This window comes from Streptomyces sp. YIM S03343 (assembly GCF_054729195.1).
On the sequence record NZ_JBPUKX010000001.1, the window covers coordinates 909,341 to 932,730 of the forward strand.

General features: G+C 70.5%; 28 protein-coding genes. 5 read left to right on the forward strand and 23 right to left on the reverse strand.

All coding sequences use genetic code 11. The annotated features are described in order from the left end of the window. Positions 1-52 precede the first annotated feature (52 nt). On the forward strand, positions 53-433 hold the full coding sequence (locus ACSYGN_RS03965) for a GtrA family protein (RefSeq protein ID WP_460391850.1): 381 nt from the start codon (positions 53-55) through the stop codon (positions 431-433). Here ACSYGN_RS03965 and ACSYGN_RS03970 read toward each other — a convergent pair. The 3 genes from ACSYGN_RS03970 to ACSYGN_RS03980 all read right to left on the reverse strand — a co-directional run bounded on the left by ACSYGN_RS03970 (position 387) and on the right by ACSYGN_RS03980 (position 3,097). Next, positions 387-986 carry a dienelactone hydrolase family protein gene (locus tag ACSYGN_RS03970; protein ID WP_460391852.1) on the reverse strand — a complete coding sequence of 200 codons (600 nt, stop codon included), beginning with the start codon at positions 984-986 and terminating at the stop codon, positions 387-389. The two genes, ACSYGN_RS03965 and ACSYGN_RS03970, sit on opposite strands and share 47 nt — an antisense overlap. A gap of 25 nt (positions 987-1,011) precedes the next feature. Beyond that, the gene (locus ACSYGN_RS03975; protein ID WP_460391854.1) at positions 1,012-1,941 is read right to left on the reverse strand and encodes a hypothetical protein; all 930 of its coding nucleotides are present in this window, start codon (positions 1,939-1,941) and stop codon (positions 1,012-1,014) included. A gap of 181 nt (positions 1,942-2,122) precedes the next feature. Beyond that, the gene (locus ACSYGN_RS03980; protein ID WP_460391856.1) at positions 2,123-3,097 is read right to left on the reverse strand and encodes a LysR family transcriptional regulator; all 975 of its coding nucleotides are present in this window, start codon (positions 3,095-3,097) and stop codon (positions 2,123-2,125) included. 113 nt (positions 3,098-3,210) lie between these two features. Here ACSYGN_RS03980 and ACSYGN_RS03985 point away from each other — a divergent pair, with 113 nt between their 5' ends. Next, complete coding sequence (locus ACSYGN_RS03985; RefSeq protein WP_460391858.1) at positions 3,211-3,909, forward strand: type 1 glutamine amidotransferase domain-containing protein; 699 nt, start codon at positions 3,211-3,213, stop codon at positions 3,907-3,909. A gap of 91 nt (positions 3,910-4,000) precedes the next feature. Here ACSYGN_RS03985 and ACSYGN_RS03990 read toward each other — a convergent pair whose 3' ends face one another. Together ACSYGN_RS03990 and ACSYGN_RS03995 are read right to left on the reverse strand one after the other, a co-directional pair. Beyond that, positions 4,001-4,567: a PadR family transcriptional regulator gene (locus ACSYGN_RS03990; RefSeq protein ID WP_460391860.1), complete on the reverse strand. Its 567-nt coding sequence runs from the start codon at positions 4,565-4,567 to the stop codon at positions 4,001-4,003. A 39-nt stretch (positions 4,568-4,606) separates the two neighbouring features. After that, positions 4,607-5,434 (reverse strand): triphosphoribosyl-dephospho-CoA synthase, encoded by an 828-nt coding sequence (locus ACSYGN_RS03995; protein WP_460391862.1) that lies wholly within the window; start codon positions 5,432-5,434, stop codon positions 4,607-4,609. A gap of 190 nt (positions 5,435-5,624) precedes the next feature. Here ACSYGN_RS03995 and ACSYGN_RS04000 point away from each other — a divergent pair, with 190 nt between their 5' ends. After that, the gene (locus tag ACSYGN_RS04000; RefSeq protein WP_460403211.1) at positions 5,625-5,963 is read left to right on the forward strand and encodes an ArsR/SmtB family transcription factor; all 339 of its coding nucleotides are present in this window, start codon (positions 5,625-5,627) and stop codon (positions 5,961-5,963) included. 73 nt (positions 5,964-6,036) lie between these two features. Then, positions 6,037-6,216, forward strand: a complete 180-nt coding sequence (locus ACSYGN_RS04005; RefSeq protein ID WP_460391864.1) for a DUF6126 family protein — start codon at positions 6,037-6,039, stop codon at positions 6,214-6,216. A 22-nt stretch (positions 6,217-6,238) separates the two neighbouring features. On the opposite strand, the gene ACSYGN_RS04010 is transcribed toward ACSYGN_RS04005, so the two are convergent. The 18 genes from ACSYGN_RS04010 to ACSYGN_RS04095 all read right to left on the reverse strand — a co-directional run bounded on the left by ACSYGN_RS04010 (position 6,239) and on the right by ACSYGN_RS04095 (position 22,732). Further along, on the reverse strand, positions 6,239-7,741 hold the full coding sequence (locus tag ACSYGN_RS04010; protein WP_460391866.1) for a hydrogenase large subunit: 1,503 nt from the start codon (positions 7,739-7,741) through the stop codon (positions 6,239-6,241). Positions 7,742-7,745: 4 nt separating this feature from the next. Next, positions 7,746-9,386 carry a proton-conducting transporter transmembrane domain-containing protein gene (locus ACSYGN_RS04015; protein ID WP_460391868.1) on the reverse strand — a complete coding sequence of 547 codons (1,641 nt, stop codon included), beginning with the start codon at positions 9,384-9,386 and terminating at the stop codon, positions 7,746-7,748. Further along, complete coding sequence (locus ACSYGN_RS04020) at positions 9,386-10,066, reverse strand: hypothetical protein (RefSeq protein WP_460391870.1); 681 nt, start codon at positions 10,064-10,066, stop codon at positions 9,386-9,388. The genes ACSYGN_RS04015 and ACSYGN_RS04020 overlap by 1 nt, the downstream gene beginning before the upstream one ends. Further along, positions 10,063-11,019, reverse strand: a complete 957-nt coding sequence (locus tag ACSYGN_RS04025) for a respiratory chain complex I subunit 1 family protein (RefSeq protein ID WP_460391872.1) — start codon at positions 11,017-11,019, stop codon at positions 10,063-10,065. Before ACSYGN_RS04025 ends, ACSYGN_RS04020 begins: the two co-directional genes overlap by 4 nt. Then, positions 11,019-13,046 carry a proton-conducting transporter transmembrane domain-containing protein gene (locus ACSYGN_RS04030; RefSeq protein ID WP_460403213.1) on the reverse strand — a complete coding sequence of 676 codons (2,028 nt, stop codon included), beginning with the start codon at positions 13,044-13,046 and terminating at the stop codon, positions 11,019-11,021. The genes ACSYGN_RS04025 and ACSYGN_RS04030 overlap by 1 nt, the downstream gene beginning before the upstream one ends. 2 nt (positions 13,047-13,048) lie before the next feature. Continuing rightward, a complete protein-coding gene (locus tag ACSYGN_RS04035; RefSeq protein ID WP_460391874.1) occupies positions 13,049-13,531 on the reverse strand; it encodes an NADH-quinone oxidoreductase subunit B family protein in 483 nt (160 codons plus the stop codon). Between the two features lie 196 nt (positions 13,532-13,727). After that, positions 13,728-14,078 (reverse strand): ArsR/SmtB family transcription factor, encoded by a 351-nt coding sequence (locus ACSYGN_RS04040; RefSeq protein ID WP_460391876.1) that lies wholly within the window; start codon positions 14,076-14,078, stop codon positions 13,728-13,730. A 360-nt stretch (positions 14,079-14,438) separates the two neighbouring features. After that, positions 14,439-14,717 (reverse strand): HPr family phosphocarrier protein, encoded by a 279-nt coding sequence (locus tag ACSYGN_RS04045; RefSeq protein ID WP_460391878.1) that lies wholly within the window; start codon positions 14,715-14,717, stop codon positions 14,439-14,441. 199 nt (positions 14,718-14,916) lie between these two features. Then, positions 14,917-15,174, reverse strand: coding sequence for an HPr family phosphocarrier protein (locus ACSYGN_RS04050; RefSeq protein ID WP_460391880.1), 258 nt, complete (start codon positions 15,172-15,174; stop codon positions 14,917-14,919). An 8-nt stretch (positions 15,175-15,182) separates the two neighbouring features. Continuing rightward, a complete protein-coding gene (locus tag ACSYGN_RS04055; RefSeq protein ID WP_460391882.1) occupies positions 15,183-15,542 on the reverse strand; it encodes a PTS glucitol/sorbitol transporter subunit IIA in 360 nt (119 codons plus the stop codon). A gap of 62 nt (positions 15,543-15,604) precedes the next feature. Then, a complete protein-coding gene (gene srlE / locus ACSYGN_RS04060) occupies positions 15,605-16,669 on the reverse strand; it encodes a PTS glucitol/sorbitol transporter subunit IIB (RefSeq protein ID WP_460391884.1) in 1,065 nt (354 codons plus the stop codon). 26 nt (positions 16,670-16,695) lie between these two features. Continuing rightward, a complete protein-coding gene (gene srlA, locus ACSYGN_RS04065) occupies positions 16,696-17,244 on the reverse strand; it encodes a PTS glucitol/sorbitol transporter subunit IIC (RefSeq protein ID WP_460391886.1) in 549 nt (182 codons plus the stop codon). Continuing rightward, a complete protein-coding gene (locus ACSYGN_RS04070) occupies positions 17,241-17,741 on the reverse strand; it encodes a transcriptional regulator GutM (protein ID WP_460391888.1) in 501 nt (166 codons plus the stop codon). Before ACSYGN_RS04070 ends, srlA begins: the two co-directional genes overlap by 4 nt. 12 nt (positions 17,742-17,753) lie before the next feature. Then, positions 17,754-19,649 carry a BglG family transcription antiterminator gene (locus ACSYGN_RS04075; RefSeq protein WP_460391890.1) on the reverse strand — a complete coding sequence of 632 codons (1,896 nt, stop codon included), beginning with the start codon at positions 19,647-19,649 and terminating at the stop codon, positions 17,754-17,756. A 41-nt stretch (positions 19,650-19,690) separates the two neighbouring features. Continuing rightward, on the reverse strand, positions 19,691-20,617 hold the full coding sequence (locus tag ACSYGN_RS04080; RefSeq protein ID WP_460391892.1) for a sorbitol-6-phosphate dehydrogenase subunit: 927 nt from the start codon (positions 20,615-20,617) through the stop codon (positions 19,691-19,693). A gap of 656 nt (positions 20,618-21,273) precedes the next feature. Next, entirely contained in the window at positions 21,274-21,711 is a 438-nt protein-coding gene (locus tag ACSYGN_RS04085; RefSeq protein ID WP_460391894.1) for a DUF6069 family protein, read from the reverse strand. A 133-nt stretch (positions 21,712-21,844) separates the two neighbouring features. After that, positions 21,845-22,012, reverse strand: a complete 168-nt coding sequence (locus ACSYGN_RS04090; RefSeq protein ID WP_460391896.1) for a hypothetical protein — start codon at positions 22,010-22,012, stop codon at positions 21,845-21,847. Positions 22,013-22,084: 72 nt separating this feature from the next. Further along, on the reverse strand, positions 22,085-22,732 hold the full coding sequence (locus ACSYGN_RS04095) for a PPOX class F420-dependent oxidoreductase (protein WP_460391898.1): 648 nt from the start codon (positions 22,730-22,732) through the stop codon (positions 22,085-22,087). Between the two features lie 49 nt (positions 22,733-22,781). Between ACSYGN_RS04095 and ACSYGN_RS04100 the strand changes: the two genes are divergently transcribed. Next, a complete protein-coding gene (locus ACSYGN_RS04100) occupies positions 22,782-23,324 on the forward strand; it encodes a MarR family winged helix-turn-helix transcriptional regulator (protein WP_460391900.1) in 543 nt (180 codons plus the stop codon). Positions 23,325-23,390: the final 66 nt, after the last annotated feature.

A 23,390-nucleotide genomic window follows, 5' to 3' on the forward strand; every position in this document is an offset into this window, starting at 1 on the left:
CGCAGGCCCAGAGGAGCGGGCGGGAGCGAGGAGGGGTGGTGTCTCTCGGCAGATGATCGCCTTTGCCGTCGTCGGTGTTGTCAACACCGGTGTCTATTACGGCCTTTACCTGCTCCTGCTCATGCGTTTGCCTTATCTTGCCGCACACACCGTCGCGTTCACGCTCAGCATGATCGGTTCCTTTTTCCTCAACGCGCGGTTCACCTACCGGACCCGGCCGACGCTGCGGAAATTCCTGCTCTTTCCGCTGACGAACCTCACCAATTTCCTGTTCACCACGGCGGGCATGTATGTGATCGTGGACGTCCTGCACGCCGGGCACCGCTATGCCCCGCTGGTCACGTCCGCCGCCGCGATCCCGGTGACGTTCGTCGTGTCGCGCATGATCATGCTGCGGGGGACGGCCCCTGGTCCACGTCCCGCAGAAAGGTGAGCGTACGCTCCAGCAGCAGCGCGGCCGCGGCCGGGTCGTAGGAGTCGAGCGTGCTGTCGGCGAAGTAGTGCTTGCCCCCGGGGTAGAGGAACAGCTCGGCCCGGCCGGTGGACGCCACCAGCTCACGTGCCGCCGCCAGGTCGCCCTCTCCCGCGAAGACCGGGTCGGCGTCCATGCCGTGCACCTGGACCGGCACGCCGTCCGGCCAGCCCGTGCCGAACTCCGCCGTGGGCACGCAGGAGTAGTACAGCAGCGCGCCACTCGCCCCGGGCCGGGTCTGCGCCAGCTTCTGCGCCGGGAGCACACCGAGCGAGAACCCGGCGAGGACGATACCTGCGGGCAGTCCCTCGACGGCACGGTCACCGCGCTCGATCACCTCGCCGAAGCCGATCTGCTCGACGTACGCCATGCCCTTGTCCACGTTGTCGAAGGTGCGGCCCTCGAAGAGGTCTGGGGTGTGAACGGTGTGCCCGGCTCGGCGCAGTTCGTCGGCGAACGCGGTGACGCCGGGGGTCAGCCCGAGGGCGTGGTGGAACAGGACTGCTTCGGCCATCCGCGTCTCCCGTCTCAGATACGTCCTACGTAGTGTCACCCACCACGTCGAGATGTTCCCGGGAACCGCATACGGCGGCCGGATCCGGCCGTCTTGGCTGGACCGGCCGTTTGGCCGGGACGGGGCGCGGTGACGGTCCCGGGACCGGTACCGGAACCGAGGTTGCTGCCGGGACCGGGGTCACTGCCGGAACCGGGTCCGGTGCGGCGACCGGGGCGGCGGGTGGCCGTCGGACCGGCGCGCTGAGCGCGGTCAGGTACCGGCGCGGTGCGCGCCGTCCGTGGGCCAGGCCGAGGACGACGGCCGTGGCGACCGCGATCAGATGCTCGCCGCCCGCGAGATTGGGCACGGCGATCGACTCCCACACCATCGCCCCGCTGGTGAGGGTGAACAGCACGGGCGCCCGTCGGACCACGGCGAGGTAGGTGAACAGGCCGACCACCGCGGCGGACGGCCCGGTGTCGAGGACATGCCCGGCCGTCGGCGGCAGCCCGAGCCCGCCGCCCCAATCCGGTCCGAGCGCGATCATCAGCCGTACGGTGAGCGTGCCGGCCAGGGTCGTCGCGTACGCGATGAAGAGGGTGCGCCTGCGGCCGAGGGCGAGTTCGGCGGTCGCGAACGCCAGAAAGAGCTGGGTGATGCCCGCCCACACCGGCAGGTCGAGTGCCGGGACGTACAGCGACACGGGGGTGCGCAGCAGGGCCAGCCACAGCGGGAGTTCGCCGCGTACGCCGCCGAGAAGCCGGACGGCGACGGCGCCGGTCGGGTGCTGGGCGATGGCGTGGAAGAAGATCACGCCGGAGCAGGCCACGAAGGCCAGCACCAGGCCCGACAGCCCGCGGCTCAGTAACTGCCGTACGGGATCGACAACGATGCCGTACCACTCGCCCCGCACCACGCGCCCGAGGGCTCGTGCAGCCCTGAGCAGTGTGGCAGCCGGAGGTGTACTCCGCATCGTCCCCCCATGGTCCGGTCCGTCCCCTCCGTCCGGGTAGGTAGACGTGTGGGGGCGGTGGAGGGTTCATCGGCGGAGCAGGATGTGCCGGGCGGCCCCCGGCTGCGGCCCCCGGCTGCGGCCCCCGGCTGCGGCCCCCGGCTGCGGCGGCCGGCGTGCGAAGGCCCGGGCCGCCGGCCGGTCACCAGCCGCGGCCCGCGGAGAGCAGCCGCTCCCGTACCCGGACCGCGTCCGGGTTCTCCGGGGTGCCGGGACGTTGGACGAGGAAGCCGGTGTTGATCGGCGGGTCGTCGGGGTCGTGGAGCGCCACGAGGGCACCCGTGGCGAGTTCGTCCAGGCAGAGATAGCGGGGCAGGACGGTGAAGCCCGCACCCGCGACGACCGCCGACAGCACGCCGCGCAGATCGGGCACGGTCACGGCGGCGGGGCAGGACAGGCGCCGTCCGAAGACATGGCGCCAGTAACGGCGGGCGATGGGGAGATCGTCGGCGTATGTCACGAGCGGGACGGAGTGCAGCGCGGCCGGGCCCTCGGCGGCGAGACGGTCCTTGACGCGGTCCGCCCACCCGGGTGCCGCGACCAGCACGAACTCCTCGTCGGTCAGCGGGACCGCGGAAAGGGTGCGGCCGCGCGGCCGTACGGTGGAGATCACCAGGTCGTGGCGGCCCGCGCGCAGTTCGTCCAGCAGCGGCTCGGTCAGCCCCGTCGTCACACGCAGCCGCAGACCGCCGTCCGCCACGAGGGGTGCCAGGGCGGGCAGGACGCGGGTGCACAGCAGCTCGGCGGGGCCGGCGAGGTGGACGGGACCCGGTCGGGCACCGGGCGCGGGGCCCGGTCCGGCGACGGCGGCGAGTTCGTCGAGCGGGGCGGCGACACGGGCCGCGAGTTCGTCGGCGACGGCGGTGGGCGCGACGCCGCGCGGCAGCCGCTCGAACAGCTCCCGGCCGAGCTGCCGCTCCAGCGAGCGCATCTGTGTCGTCACCGTCGGCTGAGAGAGGCCGAGCAGCTGGGCGGCACCGGTGAAGGAGCCGGAGCGGTGGACGGCGAGGAAGGTGCGCAGGAGGTTCAGATCGGGCTGGCCGGGCAGGCGCGCGTCGACGGGGGATGCGGCGGGATGCTCCACCTGCCCGATTATTCCCGAGAACCCATAGGACATCCAATGCCGGACATTGATCGTTGCATTGGAAATCTATGGCTCACCGGGTTAGGTTCGAAGTGATCAATCCGAAACCTGAACCCCACCCCGACCTGGGAGAACCGAGACCGACCATGTCCAAGATCCTCTTCGTGATGACCGGCGTCGACTTCTGGACCCTCGCCGACGGCACCAAGCACCCCACCGGGTTCTGGGCCGAGGAAGCGGTGGCGCCGTACCGGGCGTTCAAGGCGGCCGGTCACGAGATCGTCGTGGCCACGCCCGGCGGAGTCGTCCCCGTCGCCGACCGGGGCAGCCTCACCGCTCAGGCCAACGGCGGCCAGGACAAGGCCGACGAGATCGCGGGCACGCTCGCCGCGATGACCGAGCTGGAGCACCCGCTGCGGCTGGAGGACGTCGAACTCGCCGACTATGCGGCCGTGTTCTACCCCGGCGGGCACGGCCCGATGGAGGACCTGGCGGTCGACGCCGTCTCCGGGAAGCTGCTGACCGACGCCCTGGCCTCCGGCAAGCCGCTCGGTGTGGTCTGCCACGGACCGGCCGCGCTGCTGGCGGCGACGAAGGAGGAGGACGGCTCCAACGCGTTCGCCGGTTACCGGGTCGCCGCGTTCACCAACACCGAGGAGACCCTGGGCGGGCTCGCGGACAAGGCCAGGTGGCTGCTGGAGACCCGGCTGACCGAGGCGGGCGTGGCGGTCCAGGTGGGCGAGCCGTGGGCACCGAACGTCGTCGTGGACCGCAATCTGGTCACCGGCCAGAACCCGGCGTCCTCCGCTCCCCTGGCCACGGAGCTGCTGGCCAAGCTGAACTGAGCCGCGCGGCACAGAAGTTGCCCGGACCGACAGAACCTGACCGGACCTGACCTGACGGGACTTGACGGGACCTGACGGGCCTCGACCGGCGTCAGCCGAGCGCCTCGGCACGCCGGTCGAGCAGCTTGAGGGCCCGCTCGCCCCACGCGAGGTTCTCCCGCTCCAGGGCGAGGCCGCGCAGACAGGTGAGATACGGCCCGACGCGTTCCGCCGTACGGAAGAACTCGTCCTCGCTGCGCCCGGCCAGCAGCCGCACCCGGCCGCGTTCGAAACGTGCCGCCTTCACCGCGGCCAGTTCCATGCGGTCGGCGATCGCGGCGCGCACGGCGTCGAGGTCGCCGACGTCGACGCACTGGACCTTGACCATCAGCTCGTCGCGGATGGCCGTGGGCCGGGCGGGCGGCGCGGCGGTGTAGGCGCGTACGGCGGCGAGCCCGGCGTCGGTGAGCGTGTACAGCCGCTTGTCGGGCCGGTGCTCCTGCGGCACGAGCCGCCCCGCGACCAGCCCTTCGCCCTCCATGCGCTCCAGCTCGCGGTAGATCTGCTGGGCGGTGGCCATCCAGAAGTTGGCGACCGATGCCTGGAAGCCCTTCGCGAGGTCGTATCCGGACGCCTCGCCCTCCAGAAGGGCGGCCATCACAGCGTTGCGCAGAGCCATGGGCTCAACGTAACACCGTGTCCGGCGGACCCCAGCTGATCAGTTCCGAGCCCCTTGCGGCAGGGCGTCCAGGAACAACGCCCCGGCCAGCAGCCCCGCACTCCCCCGCGGACTCCAGGCACGTGCCTGAAGCTCGGCGTCGAACGCGCACAGGGCCTGCCACCCCTCCGGTGTGGAGGTGCTCCCCTTCTCCAGCACCTCCCGCGCCCCGGCCTGCACCTGCCGCAGCCCGAGCGGCCCGGCCGTGTGCAGCAGCTCGGTGTCCTGAAGGGTGGACATGACGGTGAGCAGGGCGTCGAGCCGGGCCCGTGACTCATCGGCTCCGGCACGGCGAGCCTCGGCGAGGGTGTCCAACGCCCGCCGCACATGCGGAAATCCGGCCCGCGCCTCCCCCCGGGCCCCGGCGGCGCCGTAGGTCACCGACATGGAGGACCCACGCGTGGCCCGGCGCGGAGCGCCCCGGTCCGGATGAGCGGCGATCCGCTTGGCCAGGACGGCGAGATCCCGCGTATCCGCCGCCCGGGGCTCAAGGGCCGCGGCGGCGACGAGCAGCCCGAGCACCCACAGACTCCCCCGGTGCCCGCCGCCCGCGAGCCCCACCGAATGCTCGGCACACCGTCCGATCGCCCCCAGCTCGGCACGCAGCCGGGCCGTCGGCTCACCGGTGCGCCGTGCGGCGGCGGCCATGGCGGCGAACCCGGGAGTGAGCGCCTTGGCCGACCAGCGCAGCATCAGATGATCCCGCCGGGTGACCCGCGCCTCCAGATCCCGGGGATCGGGCAACCCCGGCTTGGGCGCCAGCGCCAGCTGCCCGGTGACAGCCTCGACAGCGGCCACCGCCAGCACCTCGTCCTTCCGCCACATCATCGTCGTACCCTACGGTCCCCCACCGCCCGGGGGAGGCCGCTTGTCAGCCAAGTACCCGCAGGACGTCGCACCGGCGGTGCCCGTCGCCGCATGGTCTCCCTCTACGATGTAATTGAAGAGTTCTTCAATTGATGAGTTGCTCGGGATGGACATCGTCGAGCCAGGATCGATCGGGCGAGGGGTGATCGGGATGCCGGTTCCGCTGTACGAGGCGAAGGCCGAGTTCTTCCGGATGCTGGGCCACCCGGTGCGCATCCGGGTGCTCGAGCTGCTGCAGGACGGGCCGAAGCCGGTGCGTGAGCTGCTGACCGCGATCGAGGTCGAGCCGTCGAGCCTGTCCCAGCAGCTGGCGGTGCTGCGCCGCTCGGGCATCGTGACCGCGACGCGTACCGGGTCGACGGTGGTGTACGAGCTGGCCGGGGGCGATGTGGCCGAGTTGCTCGCCGCCGCGCGGCGGATCCTGGCCACGTTGCTGACCGGTCGGCAGGACCTGCTGAACGAGTTGCGCGACACGGAGCCTGCGCGTTGAGCGGCGGCACATGCATGCCGTCGCCGGAACGGGGAGATCGGTGGACATCAGAGGAGAGCAGGGAGACGACACGGTGACAGACCAGGCACCCGACCCGTCGGAGGGCAGGCAGCGCACGCCGAAGACCAAGGACCGTGACGGGCGGATCGAGCGCGGTGTCGCGATCCGGGCGGGCTTCTACATCTTCGGCACGCATCTGTTCGCGGGGTTCGTGTGGCTGTTGTTCTATCTGGGCGAGCACGCACACAAGTGAGGCCCGCTTCTCCCGGGAAGCGCTACAGATCGTTGCCCGCGTAGGAGAGATTGAAGCTCTTGTTGGTCAGCGGGAAGTCCGGAACGATCGTGTCCGCCATCGCGACCGGCAGGGCCGGCCAGTTGAAGAAGGACGGATCGACCGGCTTGACGCGGGTCAGGGTGGAGTCGGGGGCCAGCTCGACGCGGGTGGCGATGGTGCCGCGCCAGCCCTCGACCAGGCCCACGCCGGTGCGGGGGCCCGCGCCGGGCGCCGGTGGGAGCGCCGTCACGGCCAGGGGCGTCGTCACGGCCAAGGGGGCCGCGAGCCCGTCGGCGAAGTGCTCGACCAGAGCGAGCGAGACGTCTATTTCCTCGGCACGGACCAGGAAGCGGGCCAGGACGTCACCGCTCTCGTGGACGGGCACGGTGAGCCCGCTGCCGTCGTACGACGTGAAGGGGTGGGCGACGCGAGCGTCGTAGGACAGGCCGCTGGCGCGGGCGACGTAGCCGAGGCAGCCCATGGCGCGGGCGGCGTCGGTACGCAGGATCGCGGTGCCGGTCAGGCGGTCGTGGACGGTGGAGTGCCGGAGGGCCAGGTCGGCGATCTCGCGGATGTCCGCGCCGATCGCCTGGAGGCGGCCGGGGTCGGGCAGGGCCTGCAGGGCCGCTCCGCCGGGGACGACGCCGCCGCGCAGCAGCCGGTGCCCGGTGATCTCCTTGTTGAGGCGCAGGAGTTGCTCGCGCACCCGCTGGGCATGGGCGTTGAGGATGGAGTGGCCGACGTCGTTGCAGAGCATGCCGAGGTCGGCAACGTGATTGTGGAGGCGTTCCAGTTCCAGGAGCATCGCGCGAGCACGCTGCGCCTCGGCAGGCACCTCGGTGCCGGTGGCCTCCTCGACGGCCAGGCAGTAGGCGAGGGCGTGTCCGACGGCGGTGTCGCCGCTGATGCGCTCGGCCAGCGGCAGGCCGGCGGCGACCGTGCGGCCCTCGAAGAGTTTCTCGATGCCCTTGTGCACGAACCAGAGGCGGGCCTTGAGTTTGAGGACGGTCTCGCCGACGACGGAGAAACGGAAGTGACCGGGTTCGATCAGACCGGCGTGCACCGGCCCGACCGGGATCTCGTAGACACCGTCCCCTTCCACCTCCAGGAAGGGGTACGGACCCTCCTGCTCGCCGAAGGCCGGCGGGGCCCCGGCGTCGGGGCGCATCGGATACCAGCCGCGCGGCCAGTGGAAGTGGCGCACCAGGCGCCGGGGCAGTGGGTGGTCGAGGGGGACGATGCCGAACAGGTCGCGCATCTCCCGCTCGAACCGGCCCGCCGCGAAGGAGAGATGGGCCAGCGTCGGGAGTTCCGGCCGGTCGGGGTCGAGGCGGACGTGGAGCTCCACCCGCGCATCGGGCGCGCCGGAGGTGAAGAGGTACACCACGCGCGGTCCGGCCTCGTCCATGTGCGCGGCGACCAGGGCGAGCCGATGCCCCTGGGCGAGCAGGCTCTCGGCGTGCTGGGGCAGGGTGGCGGCGCTGCTCGTGTAGATCTTGCGCATGGTGTCACTGGCCTCCGATCGTCTGGGCGGCGGCGTGCAGCAGGTCGGTGAGCGGCCCGAGGGCGACACCCAGGGCGGCGCAGGCGGCAAGCCCCAGCATCAGGGGCCACAGGGCGGACGGGCTCTCCTCGCCCGGCGATCCGCCTCCGAGCAGCATCCGGGCCGTGCGGGCGGCCAACGCGGCGAAGGCCACCAGGACGAGCAGCAGGGCCGCCGCCGTGACCCAGGCGAAGCCGGTGCCGGCCGCGAAACCGGCGCGGGCGATGCCCAGTTCGGAGGCGAAGAGGCTGAAGGGCGGGAACGCCATCAGTGCCACCACCGCCAGTCCGAACACCCCGGCCGTCGCGGGCGCCTTGGCCAGCAGCCCGCGTACCCGACCGATCCGCGACGTGCCGGTGATCTGCAGAATCCGGCCGGAGGCACAGAAGGCGACCGACTTGGCCAGCCCGTGCCCGGCGATGTGCAGCAGCGCGGCGGACAGGGCGAGCGGGCTGCCGATCGCCGCGGCCAGCGCGATCAGACTCATGTGCTCCATGGACGAGTAGGCCAGCATCCGCTTGTAGTCGCGCTGGGCGAGCAGCAGTCCGGCCGCGAGGGCGAGGGTGAGCAGGGCGATCCCGGCGAGCAGGATCTGGGTGAAACCGGGGCCGAGGGCGGCGTCGGCGATGACCCGGTAGCGGAGGATCGCGGCGAAGGCGACCGACAGCAGCACGCCGGACATGAGTGCGGACACCGGCGCGGGTGCCTGGCTGTGCGCGTCGGGCAGCCAGGCGTGCAGCGGTACCAGGCCGGCCTTGGCGCCGAAGCCGAGGACGACGAGGGCGATGCCGAGCCGGGTGACCGCCGGGTCGAAGCGGTCGGCGTGGGCGACGAGGGTCGGCCAGTCCAGCGCCCACGCCTCGGCGATACCGGCCTGCCGGGCCGCGTAGTAGATCAGTACGGTGCCGAGGAAGGCGAGCGCGATACCGGCCGAGCAGATCACCACGTACTTCCAGGCCGCCTCCACCGACTTACGGGTGTGGCGGTGGCCGACCAGGAAGGCGGTGACGATGGTGGTGCCCTCGATGGCCGCCCACAGCACGCCGAGGTTCGCGGTCAGCAACGCCAGGCACATGGCGGCCAGGAACGCCTGCACGAGGACGTGAAAGCGCCATACGGTCTGGCGGGTGGCCCGTCCCTCGGCCCGCTCGCCCCTCAGATACGACGGTGCCGAGGCGCAGGCGATCAGTGCGACGGCGCCGACCACCAGCAGCATCCACGCGGTCAGCGCGTCCGCGCGCAGCAGACCGGAGTACGCCGTGCGTGGGCCGTCGGCGACCACGTCCGCCGCGAGCAGGCTCCCGCACACGAGGATCACGACGGGCGAGACGAGGGCCGCCCAGTCGGCCGGATACCGCTTGGGGGCCGCATACCGCTTCGGTGCCGCGTCGGGCGGCGATTCCTGGGCGACCAGGACATCGCCCTGCGCGGACACTCGGGCCGGAGCCGGAGCCGGAGCCGGTGCCGGAGCTGGGGCTGGGGCTGGAGCCGGGACCGCGAGGGGCGCCGGGGCGGGCGTCCGGGTGCGGAGTGCGGCGAGCGCGTACGCCCCGGCGACGGCCACCGGCACGGTGGCGGGCGCGGTCAGCAGAACGGTCGCGTTCATCAGTCGTGCAGCTCCCGCAGATCGTCGATGTCGGTGGTGCCGAACGCCTCCCGCATCCTGGTGGTCAGGATCTGCAGCACCAGCACCGCGAGCAGCACGTCGAAGGAGACGCCGAGTTCGACGATCAGCGGCACCCCGGAGGTGGCCAGGAAGGCGGTCGCGGTGATGCCGTTGTCCAGCAGCAGGAAGCCGACCACTTGCGCCAGCGCCCGCCTGCGCGTCACCAGCACGAAGAAGCCGATCAGCACGACCGCGAGGCCGACGGGCAGCGCGCGGGTGGCGGGAGTGGGGTTCAGCTCGGTCAGCGGGCGGGCCACCGCGTAGGCGAGGAGCGTCAGCAGCGCCGCGGTCAGCAGCGAGGCGGCGACGTTGACGAGCGGCTGGGTCTCGCGCACCTCGTCGCGGTGCACGCGGTCGGCGGTGAGCGCGGACAGGACGCGGCGGATCAGATACGGCAGGACGCCCGCCCGCAGCAGTCCGATGCCGAGGCCCACCACGATGATGTCCCCCCGCTCCTCGTGCGCGCCGAGAAGCACGGCGATCGCGGCGAGCGCGATGCCCTGCAGAGCGAACACCCGCACGATCGCGGTCAGTTCGCGATGCCACAGGGTGACCACGGCCGCGAGCAGGAAGGCCCCGCAGGCCAGGTCCAGGAACTGGGTGTAGAGACCGCCGTTCATGACGCTCCGCTCAGGAAGTAGGAGGCGGTCACCGCGAGCAGCGCCAGCAGGAAGGAGCCTGCCAGCAGTTCGGGCACCCGGAACAGCCGCAGCTTGGCCCAGAACACCTCGGCCGCCGCCAGCACGGCACCCAGCAGCGCGACCTTCGCCGCGAACAGGACCAGTGCCATCGCGAGCGCGGCCCAGGAGGCACTGGTGGCGATGCCCCACGGCACGAACAGCGAGGACAGCAGGCCGAGGAGCAGGGTGAGCCGCATCTGGGCGCCGAGTTCGACCAGCGCCAGATCGGGTCCCGCGTACTCCAGCACCATCGCCTCGTGGATCATGGTGAGTTCGAGGTGGGTGGAGGGGTTGTCCACCGGGATCCGTCCGGTCTCGGCGAGTACCGCGACGGCGAGCGCCGCGGTGGCCAGCAGACCGGCCGGGGAGCCGAGGCGGGCCGGGTTCTCGACCGCGCCGCGCACGATGGCCGGGATGTTGGTCGTGCCGGCCGGTATCGACAGGGCGAACACCGACAGCAGGATGGTCGGTTCGACCAGGGCGGCGACCGTCATCTCGCGGGAGGCGCCCATGCCGCCGAACGCGGTGCCGGTGTCGAGACCGGCCAGGGCGAGCGCCAGGGTCCCCAGCGCGATCAGCGCCACCACCAGGATGAGGTCCGCGTGAGAGCTCACCGGGCTGTCGGTCGACAGCAGCGGTACCAGGGCGGCCGCGACCACGGTGGTGGCGACCAGCAGCGCCGGGGCGACGCGGAAGGCGGGCCCGGTGCCCACGGGGCTGATCGGTTCCTTGCGCAGCAGCTTGCGGGTGTCCCGCCAGGGCTGCAGCACTCCGGCGCCGGACCGGCCCTCCAGGCGGGCCCGCACCTGCCGCATCCATCCGGTCAGCAGCGGGGCACCCGCGCCGACCACCACGACCTGGCCCGCGACGGCCACATAACCGATTGTGTTCATCACCAGCCCACCGCCAATGCCGACAGCAGGACGACCAGGCCGACGAAGCCGTAGCCGAGATAGAGGTGCACGCTGCCGCCCGCCAGCCGCCGGGCGGCCTGCCCGGCGCCGGCCAGCGCGCGCAACACCGGCTCGTACAGCCGGTGTTCGATACGGTCGGGCACCCGGCGCTGGAAACGCACCCGCTCGACCAGGTACGACGACTCGCGCACCGGTGTGACGTCCACGTCCTGTTCCGGGGCGAGGACATCGTCGAAGACCCGCTGCAGCGGTTCCGCGAACGAGGTCGCCGTATAGGCCATGCGCGCCGTCGGCACTCCGCCGCCGCAGTCCCACAGCCGGGCGTTCTTCCGGCGCCGTCTGCGGCCGTAGAGCCTGGGCAGGGCGAGGGCGAGCAGCAGCGCCCCGGTCAGAGCGGCCACCACCCACAGCGGCGACAGCGACGCGGAGATGTCCGCGAGCCGCACTCGCAGTCCGCCGCCGGACAGGGCACCGCTGCCCGGCAGGCCGGTGGCGGCCACGGCCCGGTCGAGGCCGTCGCCCAGCAGACCGGGCACCAGGGCCAGTGCCGCGCACGCGGCGGCGAGCAGGCCCATGCCGGCGATCATGAGCGCGGGTGATTCCTCGGCCGTGGCGGCCGGTTCGCTGCGGGGGCGGGCGAAGAAGCCGACGCCGAGCGCCTTCACGAATGCCGCCGCGGCGATGCCCGCCGACAGGGCGATCAGTGCCACCGACAGCGGCAGTACCACCGCCACAGCGACGCCGGACACCTGAAGCCCGTGGATCAGGGACTGCAACAGCAGCCACTCGCTGATGAACCCGTTGCCCGGCGGCAGGGCGACTGCTCCCAGTGCTGCCAGTGCGAACAGCCCGGCCGTGATCGGCATCCGCGCGCGCAGACCGCCGAGCCGGTCGAGGTCCCGCAGGCCGGTGGCCCGTACCACCGATCCGGCGGCGCAGAACAACAGGGCTTTGAACGCCGCGTGGTTGACCAGGTGCAGCAGCGCCGCCGCCAGCGCCAGCGCGGCCAGCGGCCGGTCGCCGTAGGAGGTGAACAGCCCGGACGCCCCGACGCCGATGAGGACAAGGCCCATGTTCTCGCTGGTCGAGTACGCCAGCAGTCGCTTCAGATCGGAGGCCATCGCGGCCTGCAGGATTCCGTACACCGCGCTGACGCCGCCCATCGCCATCAGCCCCAGCCACCACCAAGCCGGGCCGCCGCCCAGCAGATCGAGGCCGGTGCGGACCAGGCCGTAGACACCGAGGTTGACCATGGCGGCGCTCATCAGCGCCGACACGGGGCTGGGCGCCTCGGGATGCGCGCGCGGCAGCCAGGCGTGGAGCGGCACCGCGCCCGCCTTCGAGGTGAACGCCAGCCCGGCGAGCACGAACACCAGCCCGCGCACGGTCGGCGACATGGCATGTGCGCCCGCCCGCAGCGCGGCGAAGGTCTCCCCGCCCGCCTGTGCGGCGAAGAGGGCAAAGGCGGCCAGCAGCAGCACCAGTCCGAGGTGTGTCATCACGGCGTACCAGAGCCCGGCCTGCCGTACCGAGGCCCGTTCCCGGTGCTCGGCCAGCACCAGCAGCAGCGAGGCGAGTGCCATCAGCTCCCAGAGCACCAGGAACGTGGACACCGAGGCCGCCACCGGGACCAGCACCAAGGTGAGCGCGAACAGCGGCAGCACCGTCTGCGCCGTGCGCGAGCCCAGCCCGTGCGGGCCGTGTCCGGCCGCGTAGCCGATGCCGTAGACCGCGACCGCGACGACGACCGCGCCCGACACCGCCATGAAGAGGCCGGCCAGCGCGTCCACCGATATGTGCGTGCCGCCCAGCGGCAGCAGCCCGGGGAGGACGGCCGTCCACCGGTGGCCGGCCAGTGCGGCCACCCCCGCGGCGGCACCGCCCGCTCCCACGCCCGCCGTCAGCACCCCGACGACGGGGATACGAATCCTGTACGGCAGCCCGCATCCGGCCAGCGCGCCCGCGCCGCCCAGTGCCGAGGCCGTCGCCAGGGAGACCGGGATCATGCTCACCGTCCGGTCACTCTCCGCAGGGCCGCCACGATCTCGCCCGGCTCCGGCGGGCACCCGGGCACCGCAAGATCCACCGGTACCACGTCGGCGACGGCACCCTCGACACCGTAACCACCCGCGAATTCACCGCAGTTGATCGCGCAGTCCCCCACCGCGACCACCATGCGCGGCTCGCCCAGCGCGGCCACCGTGCGGCGCAGCGGCTCCGCCATGTTCCGGGTCACCGGCCCGGTCACCAGGGCCACGTCCGCATGCCGGGGCGAGGCCACCAGCCGCGCCCCGTACCGCTCGGCGTCGTGGACCGGGTTGAAGGCCGCCGCGATCTCGATCTCGCAGCCGTTGCAGGAGCCCGCGTCCACGCACCGCACCTGCACCGAACCGCCGAACTCCCGCGCCTGCGGAGGGACTTCGCCCTCCGGGCGCGGCGGCGCGGGCTCGGCCACCCGCCCGGTGGTACGGATCTTGCGCAACAGGCCCATGAGCCCCTCCCTTCCCTGACACGTCGAGAACCGTTCGCGAGGACCAACGAGCCGTCCCGCGACAGTAGTTACGGCATTTTTCTTACGTTTTGCCTTAGCTTGGCGCCCTGCGCCGGTGCAGGGGCGACCGTCTCCCGATGCCGCAGAGCACTGTCCGGCCTGGGAGAAAGGGCCGCACTTGCCGGAGGGACCGTCTCTACGACGGCGGTTTCACCTCACCCTGCGCAGCCTGCAGATCGGCAAGAAGCTCAGCCTGTCCGGTCAGCACGCCGGACAGGATCGTGCGGGCCACCCGCAGCAGCTCGGCCACCTGCGAGTTGGTCAGCGAGTAGTACACGGTCGAGCCCTCCTTGCGGGTCACGACCAGGTTGGCCCGGCGCAGCACGGCGAGCTGCTGCGAGAGATGCGCGGCCCCGATGCCCACCTCGGGCAGCATCTCCGCGACCGCGTACTCGCGCTCGCTCAGCAGCTCCAGGACCCGGATGCGGGCCGGGTGGCCGAGGGTTTTGAAGAACTCGGCCTTCAGCTGGTACAGGGGCGTACTCACCGTGCCGTCCCCTCCCCGGTGCGGCAGCACGGCACCGTCGGCCGGGCCTCGGCGCATTGCATCCACTCATTCGTCAAGAACATGTCGTCCATCCTCGCCCGCGGCATCGGCCTGGCCGAAACCGCAAGGGGCAGGAGGAGGATCGTCGAATCCAGGACTGACAATCTCATGAATTGCTAAAATTGGCAATTCATGAGTCTTGCGAGCGAGGTCTGCGACGCGAGACCCGCGCCGGTGCGGTCGCTTGCGCGATCGCAGATCATGCAGGCGACGGCACCGACGGCGAGCCGATCACCGAATGACGCCCGACGCCGACGCCCTTGAGTACCGCCTGCCGGGCGCAGGTGATCGCGACGCCCTTCAGTGGACCTCAGCGCCGTCGTGATCCGTGGCGAGCAGCTCGACAAGCCTGTCGAGGACATCGTCGGCACGCTCGCCGTCAGCCTCGAGGGTCACCTCTTCGCCGTGGCCGATGCCCAGCGACATGACGAGCAGGATGCTCGATGCATCGACCGGGTTTCCGCCCCTCGCGGTCAGGGTCACGGGTACGCCGGCGGCGGCGACGGCCTTGGTGAACAGCATCGCCGGCCGGGCGTGCAGCCCGGAGCTGGAAGCGACAATGACAGTGCGGTAGGCCATGGGGGGCCAGTCCTTTCTGGTTGTGCGACACGTGGGCCACGAGGCCCACGCGTCAGGGATGGCACTCGCCCCTGCGCCCGACGCACCATCGCGGGACCGGAGTCCTGGATGGCGTCCGGCCAGGACGGGACGTCACAGGTGTGCGCGGCGCAGGAACGAGATCGTCATGATGGGCGTATGCGGCAGGCCTGACGACGCCTCAGGAGGGCGAGGCCAACGCCTGGCAGACCACGCGCAGCGCATCCGCCTCGTCGATGCCGTCGGCGAGCACGGTCAGCTCCGCTCCCTCCGTGACTCCCAGCGCCAGCAACTGGAGCGGGTCCGCGAGGGAGGCGCGACGGCCGGCGTACCGGATCCAGACGGACGCGCTGTACGCCGCGGCGATCGACGACAGCCGATGGGCGGTTCGGGCATGGAGGCCCCGGGGATCGCCCACGACGACGGCCCTGTGCTCCATGCCCCGGGTCACTTCTCGATCGTGATGGTCGCGCCGATGTCGATCGTCGGCACCGGACCGGTCACGTGCAGAGTGCCCTCCAGCGTGGCCTCGGCGGCCCCGTCGAAGTTGATGGTGATGTGGCCCAGCCCGTCGAGGTTCCTGCGGACCAGGGTGCCGACCGCGGTCACCGGGTACTCCGTCCCGTCGAGCACCAGGCGCTGTCCAGGCACTATGTCCTCGGTGGTGCTGTTCATGACGATCGTGCAGCAGTAATCGGCAAGCGCCGACGGGGCGTTCTCCCCGAACAGGACGTACATCCCCATCTCCGCGAACGACGGCACTTCACTGCCGACGCCCATCACCGTGGTCTCGTATACCTGGGTCATGATCCAACTTTCTGCAATCGGGGTGTGGGCCCACCGGGCATCGCCGGTGGACCCACCGGGTCTCACGACGCGTAGAGACCGATCGAGGCCAGCCACGCCACGGCGACGCGCGGGACACCGTTGACGAAGCGGGAGAACAGCACTGACGGGACACCCACCTCGACGGTCTCCGGCTCCGCCTCCGCGAGCCCGAGCGCCACAGGGATGAAGTCACAGCCGTTCTGAGTGTTGATGGCGAAGAGTGCCGGGAGGGCGAGGCTGGGGGGTATGGCTCCCTTGCCGATCTCCACGCCGATGAGCGTGCCGATGATCTGACCGATGACGGCACCGGGGCCCAGGAGCGGGGACAGGAACGGCAGCGAACAGATGAGGCCGAGGACGAGGAGGCCGATGCCCGAACCGACAAGCGGAGTGAGGAAGTGCGTGAACCACTTGCCGAACCCGGACGCGTTGATGATGCCGATGAGCATCGCCACGAATCCCATGAACGGCAGGATCGTGGTCAGCAGTGTCTGGACCGCGTCGCGACCGGCCTGGTAGAAGATCGCGACCACGCGACCGGCACCCAGCCCGATCTTCTCGATGAAGGACTTCTTCTTTTTCCCGGCGAGCGTCTCCGAGATCTTCTTGTCGGCCGAGTAGACCACCCGGTCCCCCTGCTCGTCGGCGCCCCCCGGACCACCGCGCACGGGCGCCTGCGCGCCGGCGCCGGCCGCCGCCGTCGAGGCCGTCGCCGCTGCCGCGACCTCGGCCCCTTCGGCCGGCCGGATGTTCTCCGGACGGACGTCCGACGCGTAGATGTCCTCATGGATGTACTGCGCCAGGGGGCCCGCCTTCCCGGTGGGCATGATGTTGATGGTGAGGATGCCCTTCTTGGGGTACAGGCCGCATCGGAGAGTCCCGCCGCAGTCGATCACCGCGACGGCGACCTCGTCGTCCGGAACCGACGTGCCGAATCCGTTGACCGGCTCGGCGCCGGTGAGCTCGGCGATCCGATCCACGACGTCCGGTCTCGCGCCGCCCCCGACAATGTAAAGGATCTTGTTCTTCTTCTCGGTCGGGGCGATCGTGAGCGGTCCGCCGAAGCCACCGGAGCCGCGCTCGACGATGATCGTGTTGTACGTCATTGCACTCAATCCTGTCGTGTCGCTGCTCAGTGGAGGTTGACCGCGGTCTTCAGCGAGACGCCCCGCTGCTTCTCGACCCAGCGGGTGATGAAGTCCGTGCTCCAGCCACTGACGAAGTTCATGACCAGTCCGACCAGCAGATACCGGATGGCCAGCGGCGCGGTCGGGAGCCCCAGCTGCGTGATGCCGTTGGCGATGCCGAGCCAGATGAACAGCTCACCGGGGTTGATGTGCGGAAAGACGCCGTTGCTCGTGTGGCAGAACTGCATGCCGGCAGCCGCGTAGGACGGCTTGTGGCGCTCCGGCAGGAAACGCCCCAGAGACAGGGCCATGGGGTTGGCGAGCATGAACGCGCCCAGGAAGGGAAGGATCATGTAGCGGGCTATGGGGTTGCCACCGGCCCTTGCGGCGAACCGGTTGATGCGGTTCTCACCGATCATTCCGATGAGGGAGTTCATCGCGATCAGAAGCATGAGGATCAGGGGCACGATCCCCGTCATCCAGCTGACGAAGACGTCCGCTCCGGCTTTGAACAGGCCGATGAACCACTCGGCCGCGTTGACGAGATAATTCACGAAGGAACTCTTTCTGTGCGGACCGCGTCACGGACGCGGTTCTTCGGGGACGCCGTCAGCCGACGGCTTCGAATCCAGGCGATGGTGCGAGTGAGCGGGCCTGGGGGGTCTTCCGGGGTCTCTCCGCGTTGCACGACGAGCCAGTTGTCACGCGCGTTCGCTGCAGCGAGCCGGAGTCCGCGGGGCAGGCGGGCGAGTGCGCGCTCGTCGAGGCGGGCGACGTCCGTCCCTTCGAAACCCTTCAGCGGTTTGAACCTGGCGACGATCGTGAGGCCGGACATCGCCCGTGCCTCCCGGACGATCCCGTCGTCATCCACGAGGAACATGGCGATCGAGCCGGCGCTCAGCGCGTTCATCCGCTTGCCGATCGCCACCTTCCCCCGCCGTCGTAGCGCCCCGTAGTTCGCCGCGAAGTCGCGCATCTGCAGCACACCGAGAGCGACCTGTACGAGGTAGGAGACCCCGAGCGCCAGGAGGAGGAACCAGAAATTCATCATTGCCGTTTCCGATCAGTGGTGGACGTTGGCCATGAAGTAGAAGAACTGCTCGTAGGAACCGAGCCGAGAGATCTTGTCGAGCGCGGCGCGGTCACCGGCGAGGCGGATGATCTCGTCGTAGATGTCGACCAGGATCGTGTCGTCGTAGTCCGTCTTCGCCGGAACGCCCATCAGCACGATCATCCGCAGGCCGTCCTCGCCGGCAGCCCGGGGCATCACACCGATCGCCAGCACAGGCCGCGAGGCGTTCTGGGGGAGGGCGGTGTGCGGGAAGGCGATGTGCGGGTCCAGCGTCATCGTCGCCCGCTCCTCGCGCCGGCGGAGGCGCTCTCCGAACTCGTCGTCCACCAGCCCGAGCGAGACGAGCCGGTCGATCATCACCTCAAGGTTCTGCTGGTACTCCAGGCCCGGGTCCAACCGCATGAACCGGTCCTTGTCGAGCAGCGCGGCCAGGAGCGACTGTGTGCCTGCCCCGAGCGGAGGCATGCTCTGCCTGTCGAAGCGCAGCCGGTTGACGTGCCGGAGCAGTTCCTCACGGTCGAACACCTCAGCCAGGCGGATCACCGCGCACGAGGTCGACAGGGGCGCCATCGACGTGGTGACCACCAGGTCGAACGTGTCCAGGGTCCCGGGAGCCGCCTCGTCCACCGAGAGCAGGGTGAACTGGGTCGACTCCGCCATGATCTTGGCGAGTTGCAGCTGGACCAGCCGCGCCGAGACCCGGCCGACCGGGGTCACGACCGCGACCCGGTAGGCCGGCGCGCTCGATGTGCGCAGTTCTTCGAGGAACACCTGGAAGTAGCTCGCGAGGAAGCCACGCTCACCCTCCGGGACGACCACATCCAGTTCCCGCTCGATGAACTGGGAGGCGATGGTGGCCATGCGGTAGGCGGTGGGGAACGCCGACCTGAGGTCCGCCACCGTGTGGTCCGTCGACCGAACCCGGTAGCGCAGCCGATTCACCATGAACGTGATGTGGTGGACGAATTCCTTGAGCATGGCCGTCGGAGGGATGCGGACATCCATCTCTGCCGCGATCCGGTCGAGGATGCGCTGCACGAGCGCACTGATCTCCTCGGACGGCGGGAATCGCACCAGGCGCGCGTCGTCGTGAGGGGTTCGCATGCCGGCGACGGGCAGCGCGAGGAACACCGCCTCCGCCGGATGCAGCGGCACCTGGAGAAGCTCGGCAACCCCGTCCGCGACCTGACGCCCGAAGGCATGGGCAGGCAGTTCGGCGACCTTCTCGTACTCGGCGGGCAGCCCGGTCAGCCCGGTCGCCGTCAGCACGCGGTCCAGCAGAACCGTGTACCAGCGGCGCACCTCGTCGGCCGTGCTCGCCCCGAGCCTGAAGTCCGCGACGGCGGCATCGAGTGGCGCGATGAGGTCGTCGTCGAGCGGGTAGCCGGGATAGACCGCTTCGTAGTGCCAGTCCAGGATGAACATGCGCAGTGCGAACTCGTCCGCTTGCAGCTCCAGCCCTGCGTGCGGCCGCCCGGCGATCGTGATGCCGTACGGCGCCGCCTGCGTCCGCAGATGGCCCAGATCGACCATGACCGTCGAGCGGCCGACGGACATCTCGCGCGCGAGTTCGTCGGTGAGAACCGGGCGCTCCGCGCGAATGAGCCGCCCGAAGATGTAGCCCCGGCGTGTAGAGGGGTCGTTGAAGGACCGCGACACATCCAGCAGGTCGGCCCGCAGCCGCGCGTACCGGTCCCGGTCGACCACCCACATGCGGTACCGGCCCTTGTCCAGGCGGATCGACGCGGCGCCGGCCAGGACCGCGTTGAGGTCCAGGACGTCGTTGGCCAACGTCTTCGCCCCCATCCCCAGCCGTTCCATGAAGAACTCCGGGTCGACGGAAAGGCGCCGCTCCAGGTTGAGGAGGATCTCTGCTCGACGGTTCATGAATTACACCGCCCACATTCTCTGCGGCAGTCCCGGAACGCTCAGCCCCGCGACTTTCCGCCCGTGATCGTCACCGTCGTACCGGTGACGTAGCTGGAACGGTCGCTGGCAAGGTAGCAAACCAGATCGGCCACCTCGTCGAGCTTTCCGGGGCGCCCCACCGGAATGACCTTGGCGTAGTCCGGAGACAGGTTGTCGACTGTCGTGCCACGGGTGTACGCGAGGGCCTCGTTGTACGCCGGGCTGCGAAGACCCGTGGGTTCGAGAATTCCGGGAGCGACGCCCACGACGCGAATTCCCAGAGGGCCGAGCTCCTTCGCCCACGACAGAGTGAGCCCGTTGATGGCCGCCTTGGACGCGGAATAGGCCGACTGGCCCTTCGAACCCTCGGAGCCGGCCTCGGACGTGACGTTGACGATGGTCCCCGAACCGGCTGCGACCATCCGCCTGGCGACGGCCTGAGCGACCAGGAAAGCACCCCGCACGTTCACGGCGAACATGCGGTCGAACGCTGCGACATCCAGCTCGTACTGCGACTTCGGGCCCTTCGGGTCCACGAGCAGGCGGGGCAGATTGATACCGGCGTTGTTGACGAGCGTCGTGACTTCACCGAGTTCCCCGACCACCCTGGAGACCGCCCGCTCGACAGAGTCGGGGTCCGTGATGTCGACGCGGAAAAAGTGTGCGCCCGAGCCGTCCGTCACTCCGTTGTCCACCGAGACGTCGAAAACGGCCACCTTGGCGCCCGCACGCAGGAGCCCCTCCACGACATGCTTTCCGATGCCCGAGGCGCCGCCGGTCACGACGACGATCTTGTTTTCGAGGGCGAGCCACGTGTCGGTCATTCTGACTTTCCTTTGGGTTAGACGGGATGCAAACCCCGTGAAGTTCGGTCCCAAAGTAAAGTGCGGGAAGCGTTTGAGAGAACCGTGAACGGTCCGGCCGATTTCCAGCCGCTGGAAGAACACCGGACCAGTGGTCCGAGCACTGCGGGTGTCCGTCTCACCCCGGCATGACGACCGAGGTCAACGAGGCGTCTGTGCCGCCCCGTTCACGCGAGGGCAGCCGGCAGACCACGGGCACGGCTCTGCACGCCGTGGCCGAGGCGGCTGATCTTCGACGACCTCGCCGTGGACGTTGCCGGAACCGGCGACGGTCCAGCGCAATGCCCCGGATTTGATGCGGCTGGCGTGGCCGGGGCCGTCCCGGTTGTGCAGGCGGGTCGAGTGGCCGCTGGGAACAGATCTAGTGCCGTGGCATGCAACGTTTGCCCGTGAAGGAGCGGCGTCCGGTGCGTGCTCTCGGTGTGCCGGCCGGAGGGGCCCCGTTGACGGACTGGACGTACTTGGGTCTTCGGCCGGTGCGGCGAGCGGGGGTCCCCCCTGCTCGAAGAGCTTGGGGGAGCGTGCCGGGCGTCGCGACGGGGCGAACGTTGCCTGTCGCGGCACTAGGTCGGCCTCGAAGCGGGCACCTCGGGCGGTGAGGCTGGTGCCGATGTCATGCGCACCGAGATCGACGACCGCGGGCAGGATGTGCGGGGTGGTCACGAGGTGCTCCGAGGGGTGCGGGGTGTGGCCGTGGGCGCGGACCCGCTGGGGGCGGATCCGCGCGGTTGCGGCCGGGCTCAGCTTCTGGCGGTCAGGGCACGCGGGCCGAAGAGGGAGATGGCTGCCCAGGCCAGGCCGACGATCACGTGCATGGCGGTCAGGGTCACTGCGGTGGCGGTGTCCTCGGCCATGGCGAAGGGGGAGACGGAGGAGATCAGGGCGACGAGCAAGCCGGCCCAGGCCAGGCGGCGGGCGAGAACGGGGTGGCTGCTCTGGAGCCCGCGGATCACCACGACGCCGATCAGCAGGGGGATGGCCGAGGCTGCGGCGACAACTCCGGCGTTCAGGTCGTAGGGGGTTTGCTCGATGACGAGGGAGGCGTCGGCGGCCTTGCCTGCCCAGAAGGCGACCAGGTCCAGAATCAGCGCGGCGACGTCCGCGCCGATGATGAGCCCGACGGGCAGCGGGCGACGGGACGTGGGCGGGGTGACGGTGGCGGTGTGGTGCTGGCTCATGAGGAGTGCTTTCTGGGTGATGCCGGCCCGTTGAGGCGGGGGACGCGCGTGCGGTGGGACATTCAGGTTCCCGGCCCCTGCGTTCCGGCCGGGGCCGGGTGGAAAGGCCGGGTGCCGGTGTGGAGTGGGGTGCTCAGGCTGACGGGGTGCTCAGCGTGCCGGTGAGCCGGTGAACGGCCTCCTCGGCTGTGGGGACGGGCCCGAAGAGCTGAGTCCGGCGCCGGGTGTCGGCGACGTGGCATCCGCTGTCGAACCAGCGGACGCGGACGTTCTGGCCGCGAGCGAGCAGGCTGTCGACCACCTAGCCGCCGAGGGAGCCGGTCGCGCCGACCACCAGGACCGGGAGGGTGGCGGGTTGTGGATCGCTCATGTGTCACTCTCCCCCGTCGGTGGGCTGGTGCCGGGTCTTGCGGGGGCTGAGCCGGTGGGTGCTGCCGGCGGACCACTCCCCGGACAGGTTCATGCTCCAGGAGGTGACCGGGGTGATCTTCAGGATCTGCTGCTCGCCGAAGGCCGACGAGCGGGAGACCAGCTCCGCCGTCCCGTAGACGCGCAGGTAGCGCGGCGTCCACGGCTGCGTGGTGACGAGGTCGTCGATGACCAGGGCGATCTTGTGGTTGCCGTCACGGACGTTGCGGGCCCGGCGGGTGTTGGTCGGGTCGTAGCCGCCGATGTAGAAGCACCGGCCGTCGAACTCGAACCCGACCGGTGTGACGTCGGGCTGGCCGTCGGAGGAGACGGTCGCGACGCGGGCCAGGCGCTGCGAGCGGATGTAGTCGGTCTCTTCTTCGGTGAACGACATGATGGTGGGCCTTTCATGGTCGGGAAGGCGTCGCCACGCCGGTTTGCCGACGGCCTCAGGAAGGGCGGCGGGGGCGCCGGCCTGGAGGAGCTTGCCGAGGTCGAAGGTGACGCGCACCGCGGTGATGCGGCCTTCCTCGGCGTGCGGCCGAACAGCCACAGGGAAGGGGTCCGCCTTGCCGTGGGGATGCAGGTGATGCCCTCCGAAGATGGTACGCATGATAGATAGTACACGCCATGTACCGTCTTGCCGCTGTACCATAACGCGTATGCTTGCCTCTGTGTTCGCCAGCTTCGACGGCAGCGTGCCCACCGGCGGCGTGCCCGCCCCGGCCGAGGCCACGACGACCGCCGTGGTTGATCAGGACGAAGCAATAGCCGACGCCACAGCCCTCATCCAGCTCTCCGGACTGATCCGCGACACTTTCACGCGGGTCGCCGAGCGATACGAGCTCACCCCGGTGCAGGCGCGCATGCTCTGCGTCTTGACGGAGCGGCCCCGAGGCATGGTCGAACTCGCCCGCCTCTTCGGCGTCGGCAAAGCGAACATGACCGGACTGGTGGACCGCGCGGCACAACGCCACCTCGTCGAGCGCTCACCCGCCCCGGGTGACCGTCGCGCCATCCAGGTCGTCCTCACCGAGGACGGCCGCCGCTCGGCTCTGGCCTTCCGCCAGACCGTCACCGACGAACTCGCGCGCCTCCTCGCGCCCCTGACCCCGCAGGGCCGAGCCGACTTCCGTACCGCTGTCGGCACCATCACCGACAAGGCCGGCCGTGCCGACAGATGGACCCCGGGGCAGTCCTGCTGAGCGAAGCCCGAGGGCCCTCAGCCCGATCGAGCTCGAGGAGAAGCACTGCGCCAACCGCGCCACGGC